The sequence below is a fragment of the Pseudacidovorax sp. 1753 genome (genome assembly GCF_040544975.1).
Classification (GTDB): Bacteria; Pseudomonadota; Gammaproteobacteria; order Burkholderiales; family Burkholderiaceae_C; genus Xenophilus.
In genome coordinates this window covers 49,866-71,296 of record NZ_JBEPKY010000003.1, presented here as the reverse complement: position 1 = coordinate 71,296, position 21,431 = coordinate 49,866, and the positions used below count along the sequence as shown (strand labels likewise).

Below are 21,431 nucleotides of genomic sequence, written 5' to 3'. Positions count from 1 at the left end.
CCCGAGCCGCACCGCGGGGCCCTCAGACGCCGGAGGCGGTATAGGTCACGGTCGCGCTGTAGCTGCCCGCATTCCAGCTGGCCGGCGTGCCGCCCAGCACATAGGCCCAGGTGCCACTGGCCAGTGCATTGCTACCGAAGGAGGTCGAGGCGCAGGCGCCCAGGTTGGCCCCCGGGTGCGACAGCGAGCCGGTCGCCGTGACCGTGAAGCTTGAATTGGGTGGCCCGCCCGTCGCCGGCACCCACGTGCTGACGGCGCAGTTGATGGTGCCGGCGCCAGCGTTGGTCCAGGCCGCCACGGTCAAGCTGCCCGGTTGGGTGCCGGCCGCGACCGTCGGCGCGGCGCCATCCCAGGGCACGGCCGTGTTGTTGCCGGTGGCGGGCGTGGTCGGCGCCGAGGGAATGCTGATCGACGGCGTCCAGCCCAGGTTGGCCTGCACGGTGCTGGCGGCGCCGACGCGCAGCAGGATGAGCTTGGGCACGGTCACCGAGAGGTTGACCCGGCCCGTGGCCGTGAGCGTGCCCGTGCCGGCGCTGTTGTAGCCATAGGTCGATTCGGCCGCCGCCGGGAAGGCGGTGGCGACCGTGGCAGCCAGGACGGCGCAGAGCCGGATGGCAGGAAGAAGGACGCCGTCGCGGGCCTTCTGCGTGCCCGATGAGCGGATCGGGAGGTCCTGTGGGCAACGCGCGTGGCGCGTCGTGCGGTGGTGCGTGGAGATTCGCATGCTGGTCACACCCCCGTGGCGGTGTACGTCACCGTGGTGGTGTACGCGCCAGCCGTCCAACTGGACGCCGTGCCGCCCAGTGCATAGGCCCAGGTGCCCGTGGCCAGCGTGTTGCTCGTGAAGCTGGTCGACGCGCAGGCGCCCAGCGTCGCGCCGGGATGTGGCAGGGTCCCCGTGGCCGTGACGGCGAAGTTGGCATTGGCCGGCCCGCCCGTGGCGGGGCTCCAGGCGGCGACGGAGCAGTTGATGGTGCCAGCCCCGGCATTGGTCCAGGCGCTGACCGTGAGCGCGCCGGGGTTGGTGCCTGCCGTGACCGTCGGCGCATTGGCGTCCCAGGCCACGGCCGTGTTGTTGCCTGCCACAGGGACCGTGGGCGTCGCCGGAATGCTGTAGGTCGACGTCCATGACAGGGTGTCGACCGTCGTGTTGGCGCTGCCGATGCGCAGCAGGATCAACTTGGGCACGGTCACCGACAGGTTGACGCGCGCCGTGGCCGTGACGGTGCCGCTGCCCGCCGCGTTGTAGCCATAGGTGGACTCGGCCAGCGCCGTGCCGCTCACCAGCGCCAGGCCGGCGAGCGCGCCGACCAGCAGGTGGCGCAAGGACAAATGCTTCGATGTCATGGGGATCCTCTCTGTTGTGGTGAAGGGGTGGCCGGGCCGGCGCTCATGGCGCCTCCCTGGCCAGGGGAATACGGAGATGGGCCGTGCCCCGCAAGGGCACGTCCACGGCCTGGGCGGCACCTGCGTCCGACCAGGGCAGCGGCACGCTCTCGGTCGCCAGGCTGATCTGGTGCCGACCGACGGCGACCGTGGGAAAGGCGAAGCGGCCGTCGCCATCGGTGGTGGTCCGGTAGCGTCCATCGAGGACGACCTCCACGCCGCGGGCGCCCCGTTCGCCCGCGCCCGGCAGGCCGTCGCCATCGGCATCGAGGAACACGCGGCCCTCGATGTCGCCGCTGCCGGCGCCCCCGGGGCCGCGCTCGCCCAAAGGCGCATAGGCCCGTCCGGCCTGACCTTGCCAGCGGACATAGAGGTAGACCGACTTGTCGTTGCTGCGATAGACCTGCGGTGCATCGAATGCCGCGGGCACCAGCGCCGAACGCGCCTGGTTGAGGCTCAGCATCGCGCCGATGCGCCAGCCGGCGGCCAGGGCCTTGTCGAGCGACACGCTGCCCGACAGCCCGCGGCTGGCCGACAGGTTGCTGCTGCGCGAGGTGTAGCGCAGGCTTCCCTGCAGATCGAGTGTGCCGCCCAGGCTCTGCCGGAACTGGACACCGGCCGTGGGATAGCGCTGGGTAACCGCCCGGCCCTCGTCGCGGGCGTAGCCCAGCGTCGTGGTCAGTTGCATCGCACGGCCGGCGTTGCGGGCGTCGAACCAGTCCTGCTCCCAGGACAGCTCCTGCCCCGTGGCGGCATCGCTCTGCGCCGCCACATAGCGGTTGCGCTGCACCGTCAGGGCGAGGCGACTGCGCGGCAGGTTGGCGAAGCGTGTCTGGGCGAAGACCGTGGCCGCCATGCTGCGCTGGGTGAGGGCCGGGTCGGAAGCGCCAGCCAGGCCGACGCCCGACGGGTCGGCCTCGCTCAGGCTGCGGACCCGGGTGGCCTGGATGTTGCCGCCGAGCAACGTGTCCCGGGCCGCCACGTATTGCGCGTTGGCGGTATAGGCCCACCGTGAGCGGTCTGCACCGGCGCGCGTGGGGTCGAGCGGCGAGCGGTCGGCATCGACGCCCGCGCCCCAGCTGAGCCTGGCGCTGCTGCTGTCGATCCGCCAGTGACCGCCGCGGGTGCCGGTCCACAGCAGCGCATCGCCGAAATGCAGGTTGGGCTGTGCCGCATAGGCGCTGAAGCTGTGCCGGACGCCGCCGAGCCGCACGGCACCCTCGCCGAAGAGGCCAGCCGCGCTGCCCTGTGCGACGCCGGCCGTGCGCGTGCCGACGCTGCTGGCGACCAGGGTGGCGCGCAATCGCAGGTCGCCCTCGCGCAGTGGCCACGGATTGCGCCCGACCGATGCGGCCATGCTGCGCACATCCTTGCTGCCCGTGCCCTGGCCGGTCAGCCTGTCGGTGTAGTAGGCGGGAACATCGCTGGCCTGCTCGACCTGCAGGGCGGCGAAGAGGTCGTCATCGAGCTTGCGGGTCGTCCCCAGCCAGCTGCGGCTGCCCTGGCTGCGCTCGAAGGCGGGGTAAGGTCCGCCCACCATCCAGCCGCGCTGGCCGCTGCCCATGCGCCACTCGCCCCCGTCGTCGATGAGCCGCACGGACGCGCCCCGCAACGGGGTGGCGCCGAAGGCCAGCCGATCGTGACGGAGCAGGCCGTCGGTGCGTTCGGCATGGAAGTCGCCCACCGTGACATCGGCGAAGCGCCGGGGCGTCAGCGGCAGTCCCAGCACCCGCAGGGTGAACCGGCCGCCGCTGGGCTCGCTCGACATGCCCAGCGTGCCGGCGCCGTACAGGCTCGCCTCGGGATCGCCGCGGTAGGCGCGGCCGTCGAACTGCAGGGACCAATCCCCCAGATTGAGGGTCTCGCGCCGGTATTCGGCGCGGATGCCGGCCTCGGCGCCCCGCGAGGTGCCCGACCCCGTGGCCGCCGACCGGCCCCAGCCCGCGCGGGATTCCAGCAACCAGGCGCGCACGCCCTCGGGTGCCTCGGCGGCCGACGAGTTCTCCGCGTCGCCGGCCCCCGGCGGGGTGTCGTCCATGACCCGGTCGATGTAGGTGGGTGGCCCCTGCTCCAGTTGGCTGCGCAGCCGCGCCTGTTCCGCCTCGAAGCGGCTCATCGGCTGCACCCGGAGCTCTCCGCCCGCGATCGTCTGGGCAGCGCTCGGCACGAGGCCCGCGACGTAGACGCATGCCACAGCGGCCAGATGGATGGGGAGAAGGCGCAGCTGCACATGGAAGGGCTTCAACCCAGAACGCCCTGGTTGTGCGGACCGGCGCGGCGGCCCACGTCACGTGCTCGCAGCCAGCCGTGTGCGAGCAGATCGGAGGAGATGGAAGGGGTTGTCGAAGGAGGCGTCGACATGGCGGGCGCGTGGACTCCTGAAGCCTGGATGGTGGGGTGGCAGGGCGGGTCCCGCGCTGCACCAGCACCGGCCACCCCTGACTTGAAAACTCCTTCCGAAGGTATTCCGAAGTGCTTTGGCGCCCAAGAAACTTCTTGACAGGCGGTCTCATCAGCAGCCCATAGCCGACAAAAGGTGATGAACCGTGAAGATTTGACTCAGCGTCCGGACCACGGCGGCTGGCCGATGCCGGTTGGCCGGTTCAGGCGCACCAGCGCGCGATGTCGTGCTGGAGGTCCGTCCACAGCGCGTAGGCCGCGACGGCCATGAGCAGGACCCCGGCGATGCGGCTGGCCCAGGCGGGCTGCGCGCCATCCGGTCCGCGCCGCAGCAGATGCCAGAGCCAGGGCACGCCGCTGAGTGCCGCCGCGCCCCCCAGCGCGAACAGGCCCATCACGAGGGCGCCCTGCAGCGGCTGCGACGCCAAGGCGGCGAGCATGAGGGCCGAATAGAGCATGCCGCAGGGCATGAGGACCCAGGCCGCGCCGAGCAGCAATCGGCGCGCCGGGCTGGCCGTGAGCGGCCGCAGCCGGCGCAACGTGGCCGCCCCGACCCGCGATGCCCACAGCGGTTGCCGCCCGGCGATGGCCAGCACCACGCCCCAGGCCAGGATGCCCGCGTGCAGCAGCACCCAGACCGGCCGCAACAGAGAGATGCCATCCCGGAGCCATGCCAACGTGTCGAACGCCGCGGCCACGACCGCGCCGGCGGCGGCATAGCCGAGCAGCCGCCCCAGCTGAAACGCCACGGATGGCGCGGCCGGGCGATGCGCCGCAGCAAGGCCTGGCCCGGAGGCATCCACGCGCACCAGCGGCACAGCCTCGCGCTGCAAGGGACGCGGCGGCACGAGCGCAGCGCAGGCCGGCCCGCACATGACGGCGCAGTGGGGCGCGCCCGTCAGGCCCAGCAACAGGGCCGACACCGCGAGCGCACCGGAGGCGTCCATCACCCGCGTCAGATGATGCGCGAGAAGCGCGTGCGTGCCCGGTCGGCCTGCAGGTAGCGGTCGAACACCATGGCGATGGCGCGCACCACGTACCAGCCGGCCGGCGTGACCTCGAGTTCGCGCGCATCCAGGCGCACCAGCCCCTGCTCCGCCAGGGGCTGCAACGCCTGCAGCTCGGCCGCGAAGTACTGGCGGAAGTCCACCAGATTGGCGGCGCCCATGGCCTCGAAGTCGATGCGGCCCTGGCACATGATGGCCATGATGACCGCGCGGCGCACCACGTCGTCGCGGCCCAGGGCCAGGCCGCGCACCACGGGCAGTTGGCCCTGCTGCAGGCGGTCGCGGTAGTCCTCCAGCGTCTTGGCGTTCTGGCTGTAGCTGGCACCGACGCGGCCGATGGCCGAGACGCCCAGGCCGATGATGTCGCAGTCGGGCTGGGTGCTGTAGCCCTGGAAGTTGCGGTGCAGCCGGCCCTGGCGCTTTGCCACGGCCAGGGCGTCCTCCGGCACCGCGAAGTGGTCCATGCCGATGTAGACGTAGCCCGCCTCGCCGAACACGCCGATGGCGCGCGAGAGCATGTCGATCTTGGTGGGGCCGTCGGGCAGCTCCTGCGACAGGATGCGGCGCTGCGGCTTGAAGCGCTCGGGCAGATGGGCGTAGGCGTACAGGGCGATGCGGTCGGGCCGCAGCTCCACCACCTGCGCCAGCGTGCGCTCGAAGGACGTGCTGTTCTGCCGCGGCAGACCGTAGATCAGGTCAGCGTTGATCGAGGTGAAACCCAGCCGTCGTGCCGCTGCCATCAGCGCGAAGACCTCGGACGCGGGCTGGATGCGGTGCACCGCCTTCTGCACCTGCGCATCGAAGTCCTGGATGCCGAAGCTCAGGCGGTTGAAGCCCAGCGCCGCCAGGTGCGCAAGCCGGGCCTCATCGACCGTGCGCGGGTCGACCTCGATGGAGCATTCGGCGCCGGGCAGGAAGTCGAAGGACTCGCGCAGCGCCGTCATCAGGGTGGACAGCTCCTCGTCGCTGAAGAAGGTGGGCGTGCCCCCACCCAGGTGCAGCTGGCTCACCGGCTCGCCCCGGCCGAGTTCGGCCACCTGCAGCCGCAGCTCGCACAACAGGTCCTGCAGGTATTCGGCTGCGCGCTCGTGGTGGCGCGTGATGATCTTGTTGCAGGCGCAGTAGTAGCAGAGCGACTCGCAGAACGGGATGTGCACGTACAGCGACAGCGGCAGCGCACGGGCGCCGGCCGCTTCGCGGCGCTGGACCAGGGCCTGGGCATACTCAGCGGGGCCGAAGGCCTCCACGAAGCGGTCGGCGGTCGGGTAGGAGGTGTAGCGCGGGCCCGGCACGTCGAAACGGCGCAGCAGCGACGTCGACAGCACCGCGGGCTCGGCCGCGCAGGAGGACGGGATGGGCAGGGAACTCATCGCAGCAGGAGGGCACAGCAGCGCCAGGGTTGTTGCCTCTAATGTGCGTTCGAAGCCATGATCGGCGCTTGATCCACATCAAACAGAAAGTTGATCGCTGTCGGAGAATGACTGACACGGGAGCTTTCGGACGCCACAGACCCCACGAGCGAGGCGTCGGGCCGTCCCCCACCCTACAGAGTCGGACACACCATGACCCCAGAATCCATCAAAGTCGCTTGTTCCAACTGCAACCTGCGCGAGTTGTGCATGCCCGTGGGCCTGTCGCCGGAGGAACTGCAGCGACTGGATTCGCTGGTCGCCACGCGCCGCAAGGTGCGCCGCAAGGAACTGCTGTTCCACAACGGCGAGCAGTTCGTCTCGCTCTACGCCATCCGCACCGGCGTGTTCAAGACCCGCATCACCTCGGAGGACGGCCGCGACCAGGTCACCGGCTTCCAGATGGCCGGCGAGATCATCGGCCTGGACGGCATCGTCAACGACCGCCACAGCTGCGACGCCGTGGCGCTGGAGGATTCCGAGGTCTGCGTGATGCCCTTCGACCGCATCGAGGAACTGTCGCGCGAGGTGTCGGCGCTGCAGCGCCATGTGCACCAGATCATGAGCCGCGAGATCGTGCGCGAGCACGGCGTGATGCTGCTGCTGGGCAGCATGCGCGCCGAGGAGCGCCTGGCCGCCTTCCTGCTGAACCTGGTGCAGCGCCTGCATGCGCGCGGCTTCTCGGCCTCCGAGCTGGTGCTGCGCATGACCCGCGAGGAAATCGGCAGCTACCTGGGCCTCAAGCTCGAGACGGTGAGCCGCACCCTGTCCAAGTTCGTCGACGACGGCATCGTGGAGGTGAACCAGCGGCATGTGCGCATCCTCGATGCGGAGGCGCTACGGCGGATGGTGAACCCCACGGTCTGCGCCTGAGGCGCGAACGGCGGCCGGCTCGCGCAAGTCGACCGCCGCATCGGCAGACGAGAGGGACGCCACGGCGTCCCTTTTTCATTGCTGGGATCTTCAGGCCGGCCCGCCCGGCCCCGGCTGCGCATTGACCTGGGCCGGCGTGCGCATCAGCAGTGCCGTGGTCGCGCTGCACACCATGGTCACGACCCAGAAGCCGAAAAAGCCCAGCGCGTAGATGGCCTGCCGCGGCATCTCCAGCACATGGCCGAACCAGCGCAATTCCGCCGGATCGACGAAGCCGAAGACCAGGAACTCCATCAGGCAGGCGGCCAGGAAGGCCGGCCAGGCGATGGCCATCAGGCAGTGGGGCTGGCGCAGCATGCGGGAGGTCTCCGTCTTCTGGGTTGCGGGGCGCCGACGACCCCGCCGCAGCGGGGCATGTTTGGCCGCGGAAGGCCGTGCCGGTGAGCGACGCGCCATGTCAAGGCTGCGCGGGAGGCAGGTTCCGTGCGGGCGTGGTGACGTGGTTGCGGGCCTGCTGCGCCGGCGTCAGCGCACGCTGGGCCTCCAGGGTGCGGTTGATCTCGATGCCCCGGCGGTAGTAGTCCGCCTCGATCACCGGATCGGGGCTGTGCACCGCCAGCCACAGCGTGGCAAAGCCGGCCACCACCACCATCGCCGGACCGCCCACCACCATCCACATCAGCGGATGGCGCCACCAGGGACCGCTGGAGGGCTCGACCAGGGAGGCGGAAGCAAGCGTCGTCGGGTTCGTCATGGGGTCCTCGTCGTGATGGATGCGAAGTCGATGCGTCGGGCAGTCAGCGCGGCACCAGGAAGGCGGCCTTCTCGGCCACATGGGCGCCGCCGCCCTCCTCGCCCACCTCGATGCGCACGCTGTGCGAACCGGGGGCGGCACTGCCGTAGGGAATGCTCAGCCGCACGGCCACCCAGCGGGCCTCGGCCGGACCGACCTCCACCGGCGTGTCGGGCGAGACGGCGATGCCCTCCAGCCCCTGTGCCGCGAGCCGGTACTTCTGCGGCCGCTCGGTGGCATTCATGATCTGCAGGCGGTAGACGTTCTCCAGCCGGCCACCTTCGGCGATGCGGGCCAGCGAGGCGCGGTCGCGCACCACGTCTACCTTCAATGGCGTGCGGGCCACCAGGCTCACCAGCATGCCCACCACCAGCAGCATGAGCACCGAGGCGTAGATGAGCACGCGCGGCCGCAGCACGCGGCGCCACAGCTGCGCGCGGCTCCAGTGGCCGGCCATGCCGTTGACCGTGTCGTAGCGGATGAGGCCCTTCGGGTAGTTCATCTTCTCCATCACGGTGTTGCAGGCGTCCACGCACTGGCCGCAACCGATGCATTCGTACTGCAGGCCCTGGCGGATGTCGATGCCCGTGGGGCAGACCTGCACGCACAGGTCGCAGTCGATGCACTCGCCCAGGCCGCGGGCCTTGTAGTCCACGCTGCGACCCCGCGGCGCCCGCGGCTCGCCGCGGCCAGGGTCGTAGGTGACGATCAGCGTGTCGCGGTCGAACATGGCGCTCTGGAAGCGCGCATAGGGGCACATGTACTTGCACACCTGCTCGCGCATGAAGCCGGCGTTGCCGTAGGTGGCGAAGGCATAGAAGAAGACCCAGAACACCTCCCAGGAGCCCATCTGCGTCTGCAGGAAGGCCAGGCCCAGCTCGCGCACCGGCGTGAAGTAGCCCACGAAGGTGAAGCCGGTCCACATGGCGATGGCGATCCACACGATGTGCTTGTAGGCCTTCTTGACCAGCTTCTCCGTCGAGAGCGACTCGCCGTCCAGCCGCATGCGCGCCGTGCGGCTGCCTTCGATCTTCTGCTCCACCCACATGAAGATCTCGGAGTACACCGTCTGCGGGCAGGCATAGCCGCACCACAGCCGCCCCGCCACGGCCGTGAACAGGAAGAGCGAGAGCGCCGAGATGACCAGCAGACCCGACAGGTAGATCAGGTCCTGCGGATACAGCACCAGCCCGAACAGGTAGAAGCGCCGCGATGCCAGGTCGAAGAGCACTGCCTGCCGCTCGCCCCAGCTGAGCCACGGCAGGCCGTAGAACACCAGCTGCGTGGCGAACACCATGGCCCAGCGCCAGCGCGCGAACAGGCCCTGCACTGCGCGCGGGTAGATCTTCTTGCTCGCGGCGTACAGCGACACGGCCTCCTCGGCCGGCGGCTCGGCGGCAATGGGGATGACGCGCCGAGGGTTGGGCGTGGGCGCGTTGGAGGATGCGGACATGGCGTTGGGGCGCCCGCGGGCGCCTTCGTTCGTGGGGATCAGGCTCGGAGGGTCATGAAGCCACTCAAGGCTTGGCCGACGCCGTGGTGGCGTTGTGGGACAGGCCCCAGACGTAACTCGCGAGCACGCGGATTTGCGCCTCGGTCAGCCGCTCGTTCTGCGCCGGCATCACGTTCTGCTTGCCGTTGTTGACCATGGCGATGATGGCGGCCTCGCCGTAGCCGTGCAGCCAGATGTTGTCGTTGAGCCGCGGGGCGCCCAGCGCCTGGTTGCCGCCGCCGTCGGCGCCATGGCAGGCCGCACAGACCGCGAACTTGGCCTTGCCCAGGCCGGCGCGCACCGAGTCGTGCGGGCTGCCCGACAGGCTGAGCACGTAGTTGGCCACGTTCTTCACGTCGTCCGCCGTGCCCACGGCGGCTGCCATGGGCGGCATGGTCCCGACGCGGCCCAGCGTGATGGTCTCGATGATCTTGTCGGGCGTGCCGCCGTGCAGCCAGTCGTTGTCGGTCAGGTTGGGAAAGCCCTTGCTGCCCCGCGCGTCCGAGCCGTGGCACTGGGCGCAGTTGTTCATGAACAGCCGCTCGCCGATGGCGCGCGCTGCGGGGTCGGCGGCCACCTGCTCCACCGGCGCACTGGCGAAGCGCGCATAGACGGGGGCCAGCTCCGCATTGGCCTTCTCGACCTCGGCCTTGTACTCGCCGGCCGAGCTCCAGCCCAGCTTGCCCTGCACACTGCCCAGGCCGGGGAAGAAGGCCAGGTAGCCCACCGCGAAGACGATGGTGATGATGAACAGGCCCACCCACCACAGCGGCAGTGGGTTGTTGGCCTCGCGCAGGTCCTCGTCCCAGACGTGGCCGGTGGTGTTGTCCTTGTCGGCGACGACGCGCTTGCGCGCCGTCATCCACAGCAGGATCGCGCAGCCCAGGATGCTCAGCACCGTGGCGGCGATGACGTAGTTCGACCAGAAGTTGTTGATGAAGTCGCTCATCGTGATCTCTCTCGTTCGATGCGTTGGCGCGGTGCGCTCAGTCCTGCTCGAAGGGCAGGCGTGCTGCCTCCTCGAAGCCGGCACGGTTGCGCCGCGCATAGGCCCAGGCCACGATGCCCAGGAAGAGCACGAAGCACACGACAGTGGCGATGGAACGCAGGGTGGTCAGGTCCATGATGGGGGTACTCCTCGTTCGCTTACTTCAGGGCACGGCCCAGCGACTGCAGGTAGGCGATGGTGGCTTCCATCTCGGTCTTGCCTTCGACGGCAGCCTGCGCGCCGGCGATGTCCTCGTCGGTGTAGGGCACGCCCACCTTGCGCAGGGCCCGCATGTGGGACGGCAGGGCCGCGGCGTCCACGGTGTTCTTCTCCAGCCAGCTGTAGGCGGGCATGTTGGACTCGGGCACCACGTCACGCGGGTTGTTCAGGTGGATGCGGTGCCACTCGTCGCTGTACTTGCCGCCCACGCGCTGCAGGTCGGGGCCGGTGCGCTTGCTGCCCCACTGGAAGGGGTGGTCGTACACGAACTCGCCGGCCACCGAGTAGTGGCCATAGCGCAGCGTCTCGGCGCGGAAGGGGCGGATCATCTGCGAGTGGCAGTTGTAGCAACCCTCGCGCAGGTAGATGTCGCGGCCGGCCAGCTGCAGCGCCGTGTAGGGCTTGAGGCCGGCGATGGGCTCGGTGGTGGACTTCTGGAAGAACAGCGGCACGATCTCCACCAGGCCGCCGACGGCGACGACCAGCAGGATCAGCACGATCATCAGGAAGTTGTTGGTCTCGACCTTCTCATGCGAGAAGCCGGTGGACGTGGAGGGCGTCGTCTGGCTCATGTTCTTGTGCTCCGTTCGATCAGGCATGGGCCGCTTGCGGGGCCGGGATGGTGGCGCGCACGGCACGGCCCGAGATCACGGTCATCCACACGTTCCAGGCCATGACCAGCATGCCGCCCAGGTACAGCAGGCCGCCCAGCAAGCGCACCACGTAGAAGGGGAAGGTGGCCTTCACGCCTTCGGCGAAGGTGTAGGTGAGCGTGCCGTCGGGGTTGATGGCGCGCCACATCAGGCCCTGCATCACGCCGGCGATCCACATGGCGGCGATGTAGAGGACGATGCCGATGGTGGCCATCCAGAAGTGAAGCTCGATGGCCTTGATGCTGTGCATCGTGGTGCGGCCCCACATGCGCGGGATCAGGTAGTAGAGCGAGCCCATCGAGATCAGGCCCACCCAGCCCAGTGCGCCGGAGTGCACGTGGCCGATGGTCCAGTCGGTGTAGTGGCTGAGGGCGTTGACCGTCTTGATGGACATCATCGGGCCCTCGAAGGTGGACATGCCGTAGAAGGACAGGGCCACGATCAGGAAGCGCAGGATCGGATCCGTGCGCAGCTTGTGCCAGGCACCCGACAGGGTCATGATGCCGTTGATCATCCCGCCCCAGCTGGGCGCCAGCAGGATCAGCGAGAACAGCATGCCCAGCGATTGCGTCCAGTCGGGCAGCGCGGTGTAGTGCAGGTGGTGCGGGCCTGCCCACATGTAGGTGAAGATCAGCGCCCAGAAGTGCACGATCGACAGGCGGTAGCTGTAGACCGGGCGCTCGGCCTGCTTGGGGATGTAGTAGTACATCATCCCCAGGAAGCCGGCGGTGAGAAAGAAGCCCACCGCGTTATGGCCGTACCACCACTGCACCATGGCGTCCTGCACGCCGGCATAGGCCGAGTAGCTCTTCATCCAGCCCGCGGGCACCTCGGCGCTGTTGACCACATGCAGCAGGGCCACCGCGATGATGAAGGCACCGTAGAACCAGTTGGCCACATAGATGTGCTTGACCTTGCGCGTGCCCACCGTGCCGAAGAACACGATGGCATACGACACCCAGACCAGCGTGATCAGGATGTCGATGGGCCATTCGAGCTCGGCGTATTCCTTGCCGGTGGTGTAGCCCAGCGGCAGGCTGATGGCCGCGGCCACGATGACGGCCTGCCAGCCCCAGAAGGTGAAGGCCGCCAGGCCCGGCGCGAACAGCCGCGTCTGGCAGGTGCGCTGCACCACGTGATAGCTGGTGGCAAAGAGCGCGCAGCCGCCGAAGGCGAAGATGACCGCGTTGGTGTGCAGCGGCCGCAGGCGTCCGTAGCTCAGCCAGGGAATGCCGAGGTTGAGATCGGGCCAGGTCAGCTGGGCGGCGATGATCACGCCGACGAGCATGCCGACCACGCCCCAGACCACGGCCATCAGCGAGAACTGGCGCACGACCGTGTCGTTGTAGAGCGCCGCAGGTGAGTGGGAGGACTGCATCTTGGGAACCAGGTTGAGGAACTTGTAGGCAGTGTCCGACTCGGTTCCCGCCGGTCGATTGACGGAGATCAATCGCTTTGCAGAATGCGCGCGCCTTCCTGTTCCACGTCATCGAACTGGCCGCGCTCCACGGCCCACCACAGGCCCGCGATGATCAGCAGCACCAGCAGCACCGACAGCGGCACGAGCACGAAGAGGATGTCCATGGCCCTTCCCCCTCAGCCTTGCGGCACCAGCGTGGCATCCGCAGGCATGCGCTCCGCCGAGGCCACTGTCGGTTGGATTCCGCCGGCATCCATGCGCGACAGGCGTGCACTGTTGAGCACCACCACCAGCGAGCTGAGCGCCATGCCCAGGCCAGCCAGCCAGGCCGGCAGCCAGCCTGCCAGCGCCAGGGGCACGCACAGCGCGTTGTAGGCCGCGGACCCGACCAGGTTCTGTCGCACGATGCGCAACGTGCGCCGCGCCTGTGCCACGGTGTCGGGCACCGCCTGCAGCGAATCGGCCAGCACCACGAAGTCGGCCCGCGCCTGCGTGAGCGGCACGGCATTGCCGAAGGCGAAGGAGGCATCGGCCTGGGCGATCACCGGCCCATCGTTGAGACCGTCGCCCACCATGGCCACCGCCCTGCCCTGCGCCTGCAGGCGGCGCACCTCGTGCAGCTTGTCCTCGGGGCTGCAGCCGCCGCGTGCCGTGTCGATGCCGGCGCTGGCCGCCAGCCGCTGCGCGGCGGCCTCGCGGTCGCCGGAAAGCAGGCGTGGCACCAGGCCCTGGGCCTTGAGCCGCGCGATCGCCTCCGGCGCTTCGGGCCGCAGGTCTTCGGCGAGCGCGAAGCTGGCCACCCAGCCCTCGTCGTCGCGCAGGTGGACCTGCATGGCGTCGGTCTGCAGCGCACGGGCCTCGCAGAAGGCCGCACTGCCCAGCCGCACATGGCGCGCGGGCGCATCGCCCTGCCGCGGCCGCAGGAGGCCCTGCACGCCCTGCCCGTGCAGTTCCTGCATTGCCTCGGCACGCCACGCGGGCGGAACGCGACGCTGCGCGTCCCAGGCCTGGCGCAACGCCCGTGCGGCCGGGTGCAGCGAACCTTCGGCCAGTGCCACCGCGAGTTCGAGTGCGTCGCCGGGCAGCGTGCCGCGGCGGCTGTAGACCCGGTCCAGCCGCGGCGTGCCGCGCGTGAGTGTTCCGGTCTTGTCGAAGACCACCGTCTGCGCCGTGGCCAGCGATTCCAGCGCCTGCATGTGGGCCACCAGCACGCCACGCCGTGCCAGCGCGCCTGCGCTGGCCAGCATGGCCGCGGGCGTCGCCAGCGAGAGCGCGCAGGGACAGGTCACGATCAGCACCGAGACCGCGACCATCAGCGCATGACCCGGGTCCACCGGCCACCACCACAGCGCCGCACCGCCCGCCGCGAGCACCACCGCCAGCAGGAAGGGCCGCGCGATGCGGTCGGCCATCGCGGCCAGCCGCGGGCGCTGCATGGCTGCGCTTTCCATGAGCGCCACGATCTGCGCGAAGCGCGTGCCACTGCCCACCTGACGCACGAGCACCAGCACTGGCGCCGACAGGTTGTGGCTGCCGGCATGCACCGTCTCGCCATAGGGCTTGGCCACGGGGCGCGACTCGCCGGTCAGCAGCGCCTCGTCGGCCAGCGTGTCGCCGTCGACCACGATGCCGTCCGCCGGAAAGGACTCGCCGGGCCGCACGCGCAGCACGTCGCCCACCTGCACGCGGCGCAGCGGCACGCGCTCGAAGCCGCCGTGGATCTGCCGCCGCTCGGCCGTCTCCGGCAGGCGGCCGGCCAGCGCATCGAGCGCACCCGCCGTGCGGTCGCGCAGCCGCGACTCCAGCCAGCGTCCCGTGAGCAGGAAGAACACGAACATGGTGAGCGAGTCGAAGTACACCTCGTGGCCCAGCGCACCGTCGGGGTCGAAGGTGCCCGCCGTGCTGACCACGAAGGCGATGGCCATACCCAGCGCCACGGGCACATCCATGCCGATACGGCCATGGCGCAGATCGCGCCAGGCGCTGCCGAAGAAGGGACCGCAGGCAAAGGCCATGACGGGCAGCGTGAGCACCCACGAGGCCCAGCGCAGCAGGCGCTCGATGTCGGGCGTCATCTCGCCCGGGCCGGCCACGTAGGCCGGCAGCGCATACATCATCACCTGCATCATGCACAGGCCGGCCACCAGCCAGCGGAAGAGCGCGCGCCTTGCTTCCTTCTGCCGTGCAATGCGCAGCGAGGCATCGGCGGCGGGCGCGAAGCGGTAGCCCGCCTCGGCCACGGCCGCGAACCAGCGCGAGGGCTGCACCTGCGTGGGCGACCACACGATGCGCGCACGGCGGCTCGCGGCATTGACCGTCACCTTGCGCACGCCGGGCAGGCGCAGCAGGGCGTCCTCGATGGTGAAGGCGCAGGCTGCGCAGTGGATGCCTTCCACGCAGACCTGCGACTCCCAGTCACCGCCCGCGCGCAGTTCGTGGCCGAAGGCCGGCCATTCGGCCGGGTCGTCGAGGGCCGTGCGGGCCTGGACGTCGGCTTCCGTCGGTGCGCTGGCGGAGCCTAGAGGAAGGGCAGCTTGCATGCACCGATGCTGCGCGTGCGCACCCTCGTGGGCCTTGACCTCGGTCAAGTTTCGGCCGCGCCGTGCTGCCTATGCTGGAGCCACATCAACACGGAGCCTCAGACCATGTACCAGCGCATCCTCGTCCCCACCGACAGCTCCAGCCTGTCGAAGAAAGCCGTCCAGCACGCCACCGCGCTCGCCCAGACCTGCGGCGCCGAGATCGTGGTGCTGAACGTGGTGCCACGCTACCCGGTGAGCTATCTCGAAGGCGCCGTGGTGTTCGAAACGCAGGACGTCGCGCGTATCGAGAAGCAATGGTCCGAGCAGGCCCGCGAGCTGGTGGACAAGGTGGTGGCCCAGGTGCAGGCCAAGGGCGTGAAGGCGCGGGCCGCGGTGGTCAAGTCCGACCTGGTGGCCGAGTCGATCATCAGCGCCGCGCGCAAGCACAAGGCCGATCTGATCGTGATGGCCTCGCACGGCCGCAAGGGCATCAAGCGGCTGCTGCTGGGCAGCGAGACCCAGCACGTGCTCACCCATTCCACATTGCCCGTGCTGGTATTGCGCTGAGCGCGGTCCCCAACAGCCACACTGGGCTGCGCCCTCGTGGCGCATGTCCTCACCCCAGAAAAGGAGCAAGAGCAATGAAGATCGTCGTCGCCGTGGATGGCAGTGAGTTCACCCGCAAGGCACTGGACTACATCGCCGCCCAGCGAAGCATGTTCGTCGATGGCCATGAGTTGGTGCTGGTGCATGTGTGCCCGGCCATCCCGCCGCATGCCAGCCGCCACATCGCGAAGGACACCCTGGCCGAGTACTACAAGGAAGAAGGCGCCAAGGTGATCGATCCGGTGAAGCAGCAGCTGCAGGGCCTGGGCATCGCCAACGCCTCGGTGCAGACCCGCCATGGGCAGGCTGCCGAGGAGATCGTGCGTGCCGCAGAGGAATGCGGCGCGGGCCTGGTCGTCATGGGCACGCACGGGCATGGCACCCTGGGCCGCGCGCTGATGGGCTCGGTGGCCACCAAGGTGATCGCCGAGAGCGACCTGCCGGTGCTGCTCGTGCAGTGAACCTGCGCCACCCCCCATGCCGCTTCGCGGCTCCCCCCTCTCTGGCGCCTTCGGCTTGGAGGGGGGCGCACCCGGAGGCCTGGCAAAGCCAGTTCCTCGGGTGCTCTCGCATGGCCTGCTCCGCGGCCCTTCGATCAATCGGGCTGCGCCGGTTTCATGCTGGGCGGGCCGCTTGCCGAATCAGGTGAACAGGGCCTTGTGCTGGTCGCGAAGCAAGGCCTTCTGCACCTTGCCCATCTGGTTGCGCGGCAGTTCGTCGACGACGAAGCAGCGCTTGGGGATCTTGAAGTTGGCCAGCTTGGCCTTGAGCTCGGCCACGATGGCGTCGGCGTCGGGCGAGGCGCCCGGCTTGCCCACCACGACCGCCACGCCCACCTCGCCGAAGTCGGGATGCGGCACGCCAACCACCGCGCTCTCGGCCACGCCGGGCATCTCGTTGATGTAGCCCTCGATCTCGGCCGGGTACACGTTGTAGCCGCCGCTGATGATCAGGTCCTTGCTACGGCCCACGATGGTCACATAGCCCAGCGTGTCGACCTTGCCCACGTCGCCGGTCTTGAAGAAGCCGTCGGGCGTGAACTCCTCCTTGGTCTTCTCGGGCATGCGCCAGTAGCCGGCGAACACATTCGGGCCGGCCACCTCGATGTTGCCGATCTCGTCGCGATCGCAGTCGCGCGGCGGCTTGCCGTCTTCATAGGCCCGCACCCGCAGCTTGACGCCCGGCAGCGGAAAGCCCACCGTGCCGCCGCGCCGCGCGCCCTGCACCGAGGTGTAGGGATTGGAGGTCAGCATGATGGTTTCGCTCATGCCGTAGCGCTCCAGGATGGTGTGGCCGGTGCGGGTCTGCCAGTCGTTGAAGGTCTCGATGAGCAGCGGCGCCGAGCCGCTGATGAAGAGGCGCATGTTGTCGCAGGCCGCCAGGCTCAGCGTGGGCTCGGCCAGCATGCGCACGTACAGCGTGGGTACGCCCATGAAGACGGTCGCCTCGGGCAGCTTGGCGATGACGCGCTTGGGGTCGAACTTGCCGAACCAGAGCATCTTGCTTCCGTTGAGCAGCGCGCCATGGATGGCCACGAACAGCCCGTGGACGTGGAAGATGGGCAGCGCGTGCAGCAACACGTCGCCGTGCGTCCAGCCCCAGTAGGTCTTGAGCACCTCGGCATTGCTGCGCAGGTTGCGGTGCGACAGCATCGCGCCCTTGCTGCGGCCGGTGGTGCCGCTGGTGTAGAGGATGGCCGCCAGATCGTCGTCGGCCTTGCGCACGATCTCGTGCTCGGCGCTGCAGGTGGCGGCATGGCCCAGCAGCGTGCCGGTGCGGTTGTCGTCCAGCGTGAACACCCAGCGCGTGCCGGCCGCCTTGGCGATGGGCTCCACCCACTCCAGGTTGGCAGGGGTGCACACCACCACCTCGGGCTCCGCATTGCCGATGAAGTACTCCATCTCGGCGCGTTGGTAGGCGGTGTTCAGCGGCAGGAAGACGTAGCCCGCCCGCAGCGTGGCCAGGTACAGCAGCATGGCCTCCACCGACTTCTCGACCTGCACCGCCACGCGCGCCCCGGGCTGCAGGCCCAGGCTGCCCAGCAGGTTGGCGATCATGGCGCTGGCCCGCTCCAGGTCGCGCCATGAATAGGCGAGGCCCTCATCGGTTTCGACGGCGATCTCGTCGAGGTCGTGCGGAAAGGCGGCGCGCAGCGCGGCAAAGAGGTTGGCGTTGGGCGTGGAGCTCATGAAGAAGGGCGGGAGACGAAGGGGCGGTTGGATGAAGGTTGGGGGGCTGGACAGGGGCCGAGTATTCACGGATTCAGTCGAAGCGGGGTGGCCTTTTGGCGAGAAAGGCGCCGATGCCCTCGCGGTGCTCGGCCGAGTCGGCGTAGTCGTAGGCGCCGGCCAGCAACTGCTGCATCTCGCCCGCGGCCAGGGCGCGAAAGGTGGCCTTGTGCAGCCGGGCGGCCTGGGGCGCCAGGTTGGCGATGCGCTGGGCATGGCGCCAGGCCGCATCGGCCACCTCGGCGTCGGGCAGCACGTCGAGCAGGAATCCCGCCGCCAGCAGCCGCGGCGCCGGATGCAGGCTGGCGGCCAGCAGCATGTCGCGCGCCAGAGCATCGCCGATCTGGCTGCGCACGAGCGCCGCCTCGCGCGGTGCCATCGGGAAGCCCAGCTTGGCGATGGGCGCGCCGAAGCGGGCCGAGGCGCCGGCCAGCCGGATGTCGCAGCAGCTGGCGATCTCCAGCCCCGCCCCCATGCAGGCACCCTCGATCTGCGCCACCAGCGGCACCGGGCAGGCCAGCAGGGCGGCCAGGGCGCCCCAGACCTCTTCCTCGTGGAAATGCCGCAGGCTGGCCACGTCGTAGCGGAAGGCCGGGTATTCGGAGATGTCGCCGCCGGCGCAGAAGGCGCCGCCCTCCCCGCGCACGACCACGCAGCGCAGGCTGGCGTCGACCGCCAGCCCCTCGGCGGCGGCCCGCAGGCCATGCCACATGCCGCGGGTCATGGCGTTGAGCCGGCCGGGGTTGCGCAGCGTCAGGGTGGCGATGGCACCGTCGCGCGCCAGGTCGATCGCATCGTTCTTGTCGCTCATGAAGGCCAAATCTATTCGAGTTTGGCCCCCGAGGCCTTGACCACCGCCGCCCAGCGCCTGACCTCGGCCGAGACGAACTGGCCATAGGCCGGGCCGGTCAGGTTGGGGATCTCCGAGCCGTTGTTGGCCCAGATGGTCTTGAGCTCGTCGGCGGCCAGCGTGCGGCGCATGTCCTCGGTGATGCGCGCCGCCAGCTCGGGCGGCGTGCCCTTGGGCGCCCACAGGCCGTACCAGGTGGTGACGGTGTAGTCGGGCAGGCCCGACTCGCTGGCGCTGGGCACATCGGGAAAGGCGGCGTTGCGCTGCGCGCCCGAGACCATCAGCGCCTTGATGCGGCCGGCCTTGATGTGCTGCGCCGACGAGCCCAGCCCGTCGAAGCCACAGTCCACGTTGCCGGCGATCAGGTCCTGAAGCATGGGGCCCGCGCCGCGGTAGGGAATGTGCGTGATGAAGGTGCCGGTCTGCAGCTTGAACAGCTCGCCCGCCAGGTGGTGCGAGGTGCCCGCGCCGGCCGAGGCGTAGTTGAGCTTGCCGGGGTTCTGCTTGGCATAGGCGATGAATTCCTTGATGCCCGGCTGGGTCACGCGCCGTGGGTTGACCACCACCACCTGCGGCACGTTGGCCAGCAGCATCAGCGGCACGAAGTCGCGCTCGATGTCGTAGTCGAGCCGGGGGTAGATGGCCGGCGCGATGGCATGGTGCACGGCCCCCATGAACAGCGTGTGGCCGTCGGGCGCGCCTTTGGCCGCGATGCTGGCGCCCACGGTGCCGCCCGCGCCCCCGCGGTTGTCAATCACCAGCGTGTGGCCGGTCGCCTTGGTGAACTGCGCCGCCAGCGGCCGCGCGAAGGCGTCGGTGCCGCCGCCGGCGGGAAAGGGCACGACCAGCGTCACGGGCCGGCTGGGCCAGGTGCTCTGCGCGCGCACGCCGGCGCAGGCGGCAGCGGCGCCGGCCGCGGCCAGGCGCAGCAGGCTGCGCCGATGGATCGGTGGGGGGGTCATGGCTTGTCTCCGTCTCTCGTCTTGGATGCGCCGGGGCCGGCGGCGCTTGTGGGATGGAATCGGCCCGGGGATTCAGCAGGGGCTCAGAGCAGCAGCCCCTCGATGTCGCCCGACACCGGCACCTTGCCGTCGGCGAGCAGGGCGCGGTGCTTGTCCAGGCGCTTGAGGTCGTACAGGTAGTTGACCATCAGGCCCCAGGACTGCTTGATGCCCTTGGGCGACAGGTCGGCGGCCCAGTTGAGCCGCTCGACCCGCGCGCCGTTGCCGAGGTGGAAGCGTGCCACCGGGTCGGCGGGCTTGCCATCCTGGCCGACCCGACCCAGGTACTCGGCCGCCAGGTGCAGCAGCGTCTGACGCAGCGGCGAGCGCTCGCCCAGCGAAGGCGCATCGTCCAGCGCCGCCAGCAGCCGGTCGGCCGTGGGCGGCAGGCTGCCCAGATGACGGCCCAGCGCCTGGGCCTGCTTGTCGGGCAGGCGTGGCAGCAGGGCCGCGGCCTGGCCGCCCAGCCACTGGCGCAGCCCGGGGATGGGCGAGAGCGTCGCGAAGTTCTTGAGCTTGGGGAATTCCTCGCGCAGCGTCTCCACCACCCGCTTGATCAGCGAATCGCCGAAGCTCACGCCCCGCAGGCCGGTCTGGGTGTTGCTGATGGAGTAGAAGATCGCGGTCGAAGCCTTGTGCGCCGGGGTGGCGGTGGCCGCCTCGTCCAGCAGCGGCGCGATGGCATCGCTGATGGCGTCGGTCAGCGCCACCTCCACGAAGATCAGCGGCACGCCGGGCAGGCGGGGATGGAAGAAGCCGTAGCAGCGGCGGTCGGTGTCGTCCAGCCGGTTCTTGACGTCGGACCAGCCCTTGATGTCGTGCACCGCCTCGTACTCGATCAGCTTCTCGATCAGCGAGGCGGGCGAATCCCAGCTGATGCGCTTGAGGTCGAGGAAGGCCACATCGAACCAGGTCGAGAACAGCTGCTCCAGCTCGGCGTCGAGGGCGGCCAGGCGCCGGTCCTTGCGCACCACGGGCAGCAGCTCGGCCCGCAGCCCGACCAGGAAGCGCAGCCCTTCCTCGGGGATGGCGAAGCGTTGCAGCAGACGGGCGCGGGGCGAGGCCGAGGCGCGACGCAACTTGGCCTCGGCCTGGGCCTGCTCGGGCGAGCCGGGCTCGGCGGCTTCGTACTGCTCGCGCGCGGTCTTCAGCTTGGCGCCGTCGGGGGCGAAGCATTCGGCCATCAGGAGCCAGACGTCACGGCGCTCGTCGGCGGTCAGCGCCTGGTAGGCAGTCATCACGGCATGGGCGCGGCGGCCGGCCTCGACCTCGCTGGTGCGGCTGTCGGTCACGCCCTGCAGGTCTTCGAGCATGCGGCGCAGCGCGCGGGGCGGCAGGGCCTCGCCATGGCGGCGCAGCGTGGCGGCCATGCGTTCGGTCAGGGTGCGGGTCGGGCGCGCATCGCCGGTGGCGGCGGGGGCCGGCCTGGCGGCGCCCGCAGCGTCTGCCGGCGCGCCCGGGCGCAGCAGCGAGACGCCCTTGGACAACCAGTCGGGGGGAGTTTTGCTCATGGAATCAACAAAATTTCGGGACCGGGCCAACGCGGCGGCCGGGGCCTGCGTTGTGGCTTGAGGCCGACGGCGC

21 protein-coding genes are annotated in these 21,431 nt (G+C 69.8%); 3 read left to right on the top strand and 18 right to left on the bottom strand.

What is annotated here, in order from left to right; all coding sequences use genetic code 11:
- Positions 1–22 precede the first annotated feature (22 nt).
- The 5 genes from ABIC63_RS04605 to hemN form a co-directional block, all read right to left on the bottom strand.
- Positions 23–724: a hypothetical protein gene (locus ABIC63_RS04605; RefSeq protein ID WP_354318891.1), complete on the bottom strand. Its 702-nt coding sequence runs from the start codon at positions 722–724 to the stop codon at positions 23–25.
- A gap of 5 nt (positions 725–729) precedes the next feature.
- Positions 730–1,347, bottom strand: a complete 618-nt coding sequence (locus tag ABIC63_RS04600; RefSeq protein WP_294374643.1) for a hypothetical protein — start codon at positions 1,345–1,347, stop codon at positions 730–732.
- Between the two features lie 43 nt (positions 1,348–1,390).
- Positions 1,391–3,631, bottom strand: coding sequence for a hypothetical protein (locus ABIC63_RS04595; protein WP_354318890.1), 2,241 nt, complete (start codon positions 3,629–3,631; stop codon positions 1,391–1,393).
- A 358-nt stretch (positions 3,632–3,989) separates the two neighbouring features.
- On the bottom strand, positions 3,990–4,733 hold the full coding sequence (locus tag ABIC63_RS04590; RefSeq protein ID WP_354318889.1) for a sulfite exporter TauE/SafE family protein: 744 nt from the start codon (positions 4,731–4,733) through the stop codon (positions 3,990–3,992).
- A gap of 8 nt (positions 4,734–4,741) precedes the next feature.
- Positions 4,742–6,163 carry an oxygen-independent coproporphyrinogen III oxidase gene (gene hemN / locus ABIC63_RS04585; RefSeq protein WP_354318888.1) on the bottom strand — a complete coding sequence of 474 codons (1,422 nt, stop codon included), beginning with the start codon at positions 6,161–6,163 and terminating at the stop codon, positions 4,742–4,744.
- 192 nt (positions 6,164–6,355) lie between these two features.
- Between hemN and fnr the strand changes: the two genes are divergently transcribed.
- The gene (gene fnr / locus ABIC63_RS04580; RefSeq protein ID WP_354318887.1) at positions 6,356–7,075 is read left to right on the top strand and encodes a fumarate/nitrate reduction transcriptional regulator Fnr; all 720 of its coding nucleotides are present in this window, start codon (positions 6,356–6,358) and stop codon (positions 7,073–7,075) included.
- A gap of 90 nt (positions 7,076–7,165) precedes the next feature.
- On the opposite strand, the gene ABIC63_RS04575 is transcribed toward fnr, so the two are convergent.
- From ABIC63_RS04575 to ABIC63_RS04535, 9 genes are all read right to left on the bottom strand, one after another.
- On the bottom strand, positions 7,166–7,432 hold the full coding sequence (locus ABIC63_RS04575) for a hypothetical protein (protein ID WP_234193989.1): 267 nt from the start codon (positions 7,430–7,432) through the stop codon (positions 7,166–7,168).
- A gap of 100 nt (positions 7,433–7,532) precedes the next feature.
- Complete coding sequence (locus ABIC63_RS04570; RefSeq protein WP_294374632.1) at positions 7,533–7,829, bottom strand: FixH family protein; 297 nt, start codon at positions 7,827–7,829, stop codon at positions 7,533–7,535.
- A 43-nt stretch (positions 7,830–7,872) separates the two neighbouring features.
- Positions 7,873–9,321, bottom strand: coding sequence for a cytochrome c oxidase accessory protein CcoG (gene ccoG, locus ABIC63_RS04565; RefSeq protein WP_354318886.1), 1,449 nt, complete (start codon positions 9,319–9,321; stop codon positions 7,873–7,875).
- A 64-nt stretch (positions 9,322–9,385) separates the two neighbouring features.
- The gene (gene ccoP, locus ABIC63_RS04560; protein WP_354318885.1) at positions 9,386–10,309 is read right to left on the bottom strand and encodes a cytochrome-c oxidase, cbb3-type subunit III; all 924 of its coding nucleotides are present in this window, start codon (positions 10,307–10,309) and stop codon (positions 9,386–9,388) included.
- 37 nt (positions 10,310–10,346) lie between these two features.
- On the bottom strand, positions 10,347–10,484 hold the full coding sequence (locus ABIC63_RS04555; protein ID WP_017761489.1) for a CcoQ/FixQ family Cbb3-type cytochrome c oxidase assembly chaperone: 138 nt from the start codon (positions 10,482–10,484) through the stop codon (positions 10,347–10,349).
- A 22-nt stretch (positions 10,485–10,506) separates the two neighbouring features.
- Positions 10,507–11,139, bottom strand: coding sequence for a cytochrome-c oxidase, cbb3-type subunit II (gene ccoO, locus ABIC63_RS04550; protein ID WP_295524774.1), 633 nt, complete (start codon positions 11,137–11,139; stop codon positions 10,507–10,509).
- Between the two features lie 19 nt (positions 11,140–11,158).
- Entirely contained in the window at positions 11,159–12,598 is a 1,440-nt protein-coding gene (gene ccoN / locus ABIC63_RS04545) for a cytochrome-c oxidase, cbb3-type subunit I (RefSeq protein WP_295524794.1), read from the bottom strand.
- Between the two features lie 68 nt (positions 12,599–12,666).
- Positions 12,667–12,804 (bottom strand): cbb3-type cytochrome oxidase assembly protein CcoS, encoded by a 138-nt coding sequence (ccoS, locus tag ABIC63_RS04540; protein WP_017761492.1) that lies wholly within the window; start codon positions 12,802–12,804, stop codon positions 12,667–12,669.
- 12 nt (positions 12,805–12,816) lie between these two features.
- Entirely contained in the window at positions 12,817–15,180 is a 2,364-nt protein-coding gene (locus ABIC63_RS04535; RefSeq protein ID WP_354318884.1) for a heavy metal translocating P-type ATPase, read from the bottom strand.
- A 105-nt stretch (positions 15,181–15,285) separates the two neighbouring features.
- Between ABIC63_RS04535 and ABIC63_RS04530 the strand changes: the two genes are divergently transcribed.
- Together ABIC63_RS04530 and ABIC63_RS04525 are read left to right on the top strand one after the other, a co-directional pair.
- The gene (locus ABIC63_RS04530) at positions 15,286–15,729 is read left to right on the top strand and encodes a universal stress protein (RefSeq protein WP_017760202.1); all 444 of its coding nucleotides are present in this window, start codon (positions 15,286–15,288) and stop codon (positions 15,727–15,729) included.
- 74 nt (positions 15,730–15,803) lie between these two features.
- A complete protein-coding gene (locus ABIC63_RS04525) occupies positions 15,804–16,229 on the top strand; it encodes a universal stress protein (protein WP_354318883.1) in 426 nt (141 codons plus the stop codon).
- Positions 16,230–16,409: 180 nt separating this feature from the next.
- Here the strand turns inward: ABIC63_RS04525 and ABIC63_RS04520 are convergent, their stop codons facing one another.
- The 4 genes from ABIC63_RS04520 to ABIC63_RS04505 form a co-directional block, all read right to left on the bottom strand.
- The gene (locus ABIC63_RS04520; RefSeq protein WP_354318882.1) at positions 16,410–17,957 is read right to left on the bottom strand and encodes a malonate--CoA ligase; all 1,548 of its coding nucleotides are present in this window, start codon (positions 17,955–17,957) and stop codon (positions 16,410–16,412) included.
- 73 nt (positions 17,958–18,030) lie between these two features.
- Positions 18,031–18,807 (bottom strand): enoyl-CoA hydratase/isomerase family protein, encoded by a 777-nt coding sequence (locus tag ABIC63_RS04515; RefSeq protein ID WP_354318881.1) that lies wholly within the window; start codon positions 18,805–18,807, stop codon positions 18,031–18,033.
- Positions 18,808–18,818: 11 nt separating this feature from the next.
- Positions 18,819–19,808, bottom strand: coding sequence for a Bug family tripartite tricarboxylate transporter substrate binding protein (locus ABIC63_RS04510; protein WP_354318880.1), 990 nt, complete (start codon positions 19,806–19,808; stop codon positions 18,819–18,821).
- A gap of 83 nt (positions 19,809–19,891) precedes the next feature.
- A complete protein-coding gene (locus tag ABIC63_RS04505; RefSeq protein WP_354318879.1) occupies positions 19,892–21,358 on the bottom strand; it encodes a malonyl-CoA decarboxylase in 1,467 nt (488 codons plus the stop codon).
- Between the last annotated feature and the right edge of the window lie 73 nt (positions 21,359–21,431).

Coding starts and splice junctions, on each gene's coding strand:
- ABIC63_RS04605 (WP_354318891.1), bottom strand. CDS start 724: ATGCGAATCTCCACGCACCACCGCACGACGCGCCACGCGCGTTGCCCA.
- ABIC63_RS04600 (WP_294374643.1), bottom strand. CDS start 1,347: ATGACATCGAAGCATTTGTCCTTGCGCCACCTGCTGGTCGGCGCGCTC.
- ABIC63_RS04590 (WP_354318889.1), bottom strand. CDS start 4,733: ATGGACGCCTCCGGTGCGCTCGCGGTGTCGGCCCTGTTGCTGGGCCTG.
- hemN (WP_354318888.1), bottom strand. CDS start 6,163: ATGAGTTCCCTGCCCATCCCGTCCTCCTGCGCGGCCGAGCCCGCGGTG.
- fnr (WP_354318887.1), top strand. CDS start 6,356: ATGACCCCAGAATCCATCAAAGTCGCTTGTTCCAACTGCAACCTGCGC.
- ABIC63_RS04575 (WP_234193989.1), bottom strand. CDS start 7,432: ATGCTGCGCCAGCCCCACTGCCTGATGGCCATCGCCTGGCCGGCCTTC.
- ABIC63_RS04570 (WP_294374632.1), bottom strand. CDS start 7,829: ATGACGAACCCGACGACGCTTGCTTCCGCCTCCCTGGTCGAGCCCTCC.
- ccoG (WP_354318886.1), bottom strand. CDS start 9,321: ATGTCCGCATCCTCCAACGCGCCCACGCCCAACCCTCGGCGCGTCATC.
- ccoP (WP_354318885.1), bottom strand. CDS start 10,309: ATGAGCGACTTCATCAACAACTTCTGGTCGAACTACGTCATCGCCGCC.
- ABIC63_RS04555 (WP_017761489.1), bottom strand. CDS start 10,484: ATGGACCTGACCACCCTGCGTTCCATCGCCACTGTCGTGTGCTTCGTG.
- ccoO (WP_295524774.1), bottom strand. CDS start 11,139: ATGAGCCAGACGACGCCCTCCACGTCCACCGGCTTCTCGCATGAGAAG.
- ccoN (WP_295524794.1), bottom strand. CDS start 12,598: ATGCAGTCCTCCCACTCACCTGCGGCGCTCTACAACGACACGGTCGTG.
- ccoS (WP_017761492.1), bottom strand. CDS start 12,804: ATGGACATCCTCTTCGTGCTCGTGCCGCTGTCGGTGCTGCTGGTGCTG.
- ABIC63_RS04535 (WP_354318884.1), bottom strand. CDS start 15,180: ATGCAAGCTGCCCTTCCTCTAGGCTCCGCCAGCGCACCGACGGAAGCC.
- ABIC63_RS04530 (WP_017760202.1), top strand. CDS start 15,286: ATGTACCAGCGCATCCTCGTCCCCACCGACAGCTCCAGCCTGTCGAAG.
- ABIC63_RS04525 (WP_354318883.1), top strand. CDS start 15,804: ATGAAGATCGTCGTCGCCGTGGATGGCAGTGAGTTCACCCGCAAGGCA.
- ABIC63_RS04520 (WP_354318882.1), bottom strand. CDS start 17,957: ATGAGCTCCACGCCCAACGCCAACCTCTTTGCCGCGCTGCGCGCCGCC.
- ABIC63_RS04515 (WP_354318881.1), bottom strand. CDS start 18,807: ATGAGCGACAAGAACGATGCGATCGACCTGGCGCGCGACGGTGCCATC.
- ABIC63_RS04510 (WP_354318880.1), bottom strand. CDS start 19,808: ATGACCCCCCCACCGATCCATCGGCGCAGCCTGCTGCGCCTGGCCGCG.
- ABIC63_RS04505 (WP_354318879.1), bottom strand. CDS start 21,358: ATGAGCAAAACTCCCCCCGACTGGTTGTCCAAGGGCGTCTCGCTGCTG.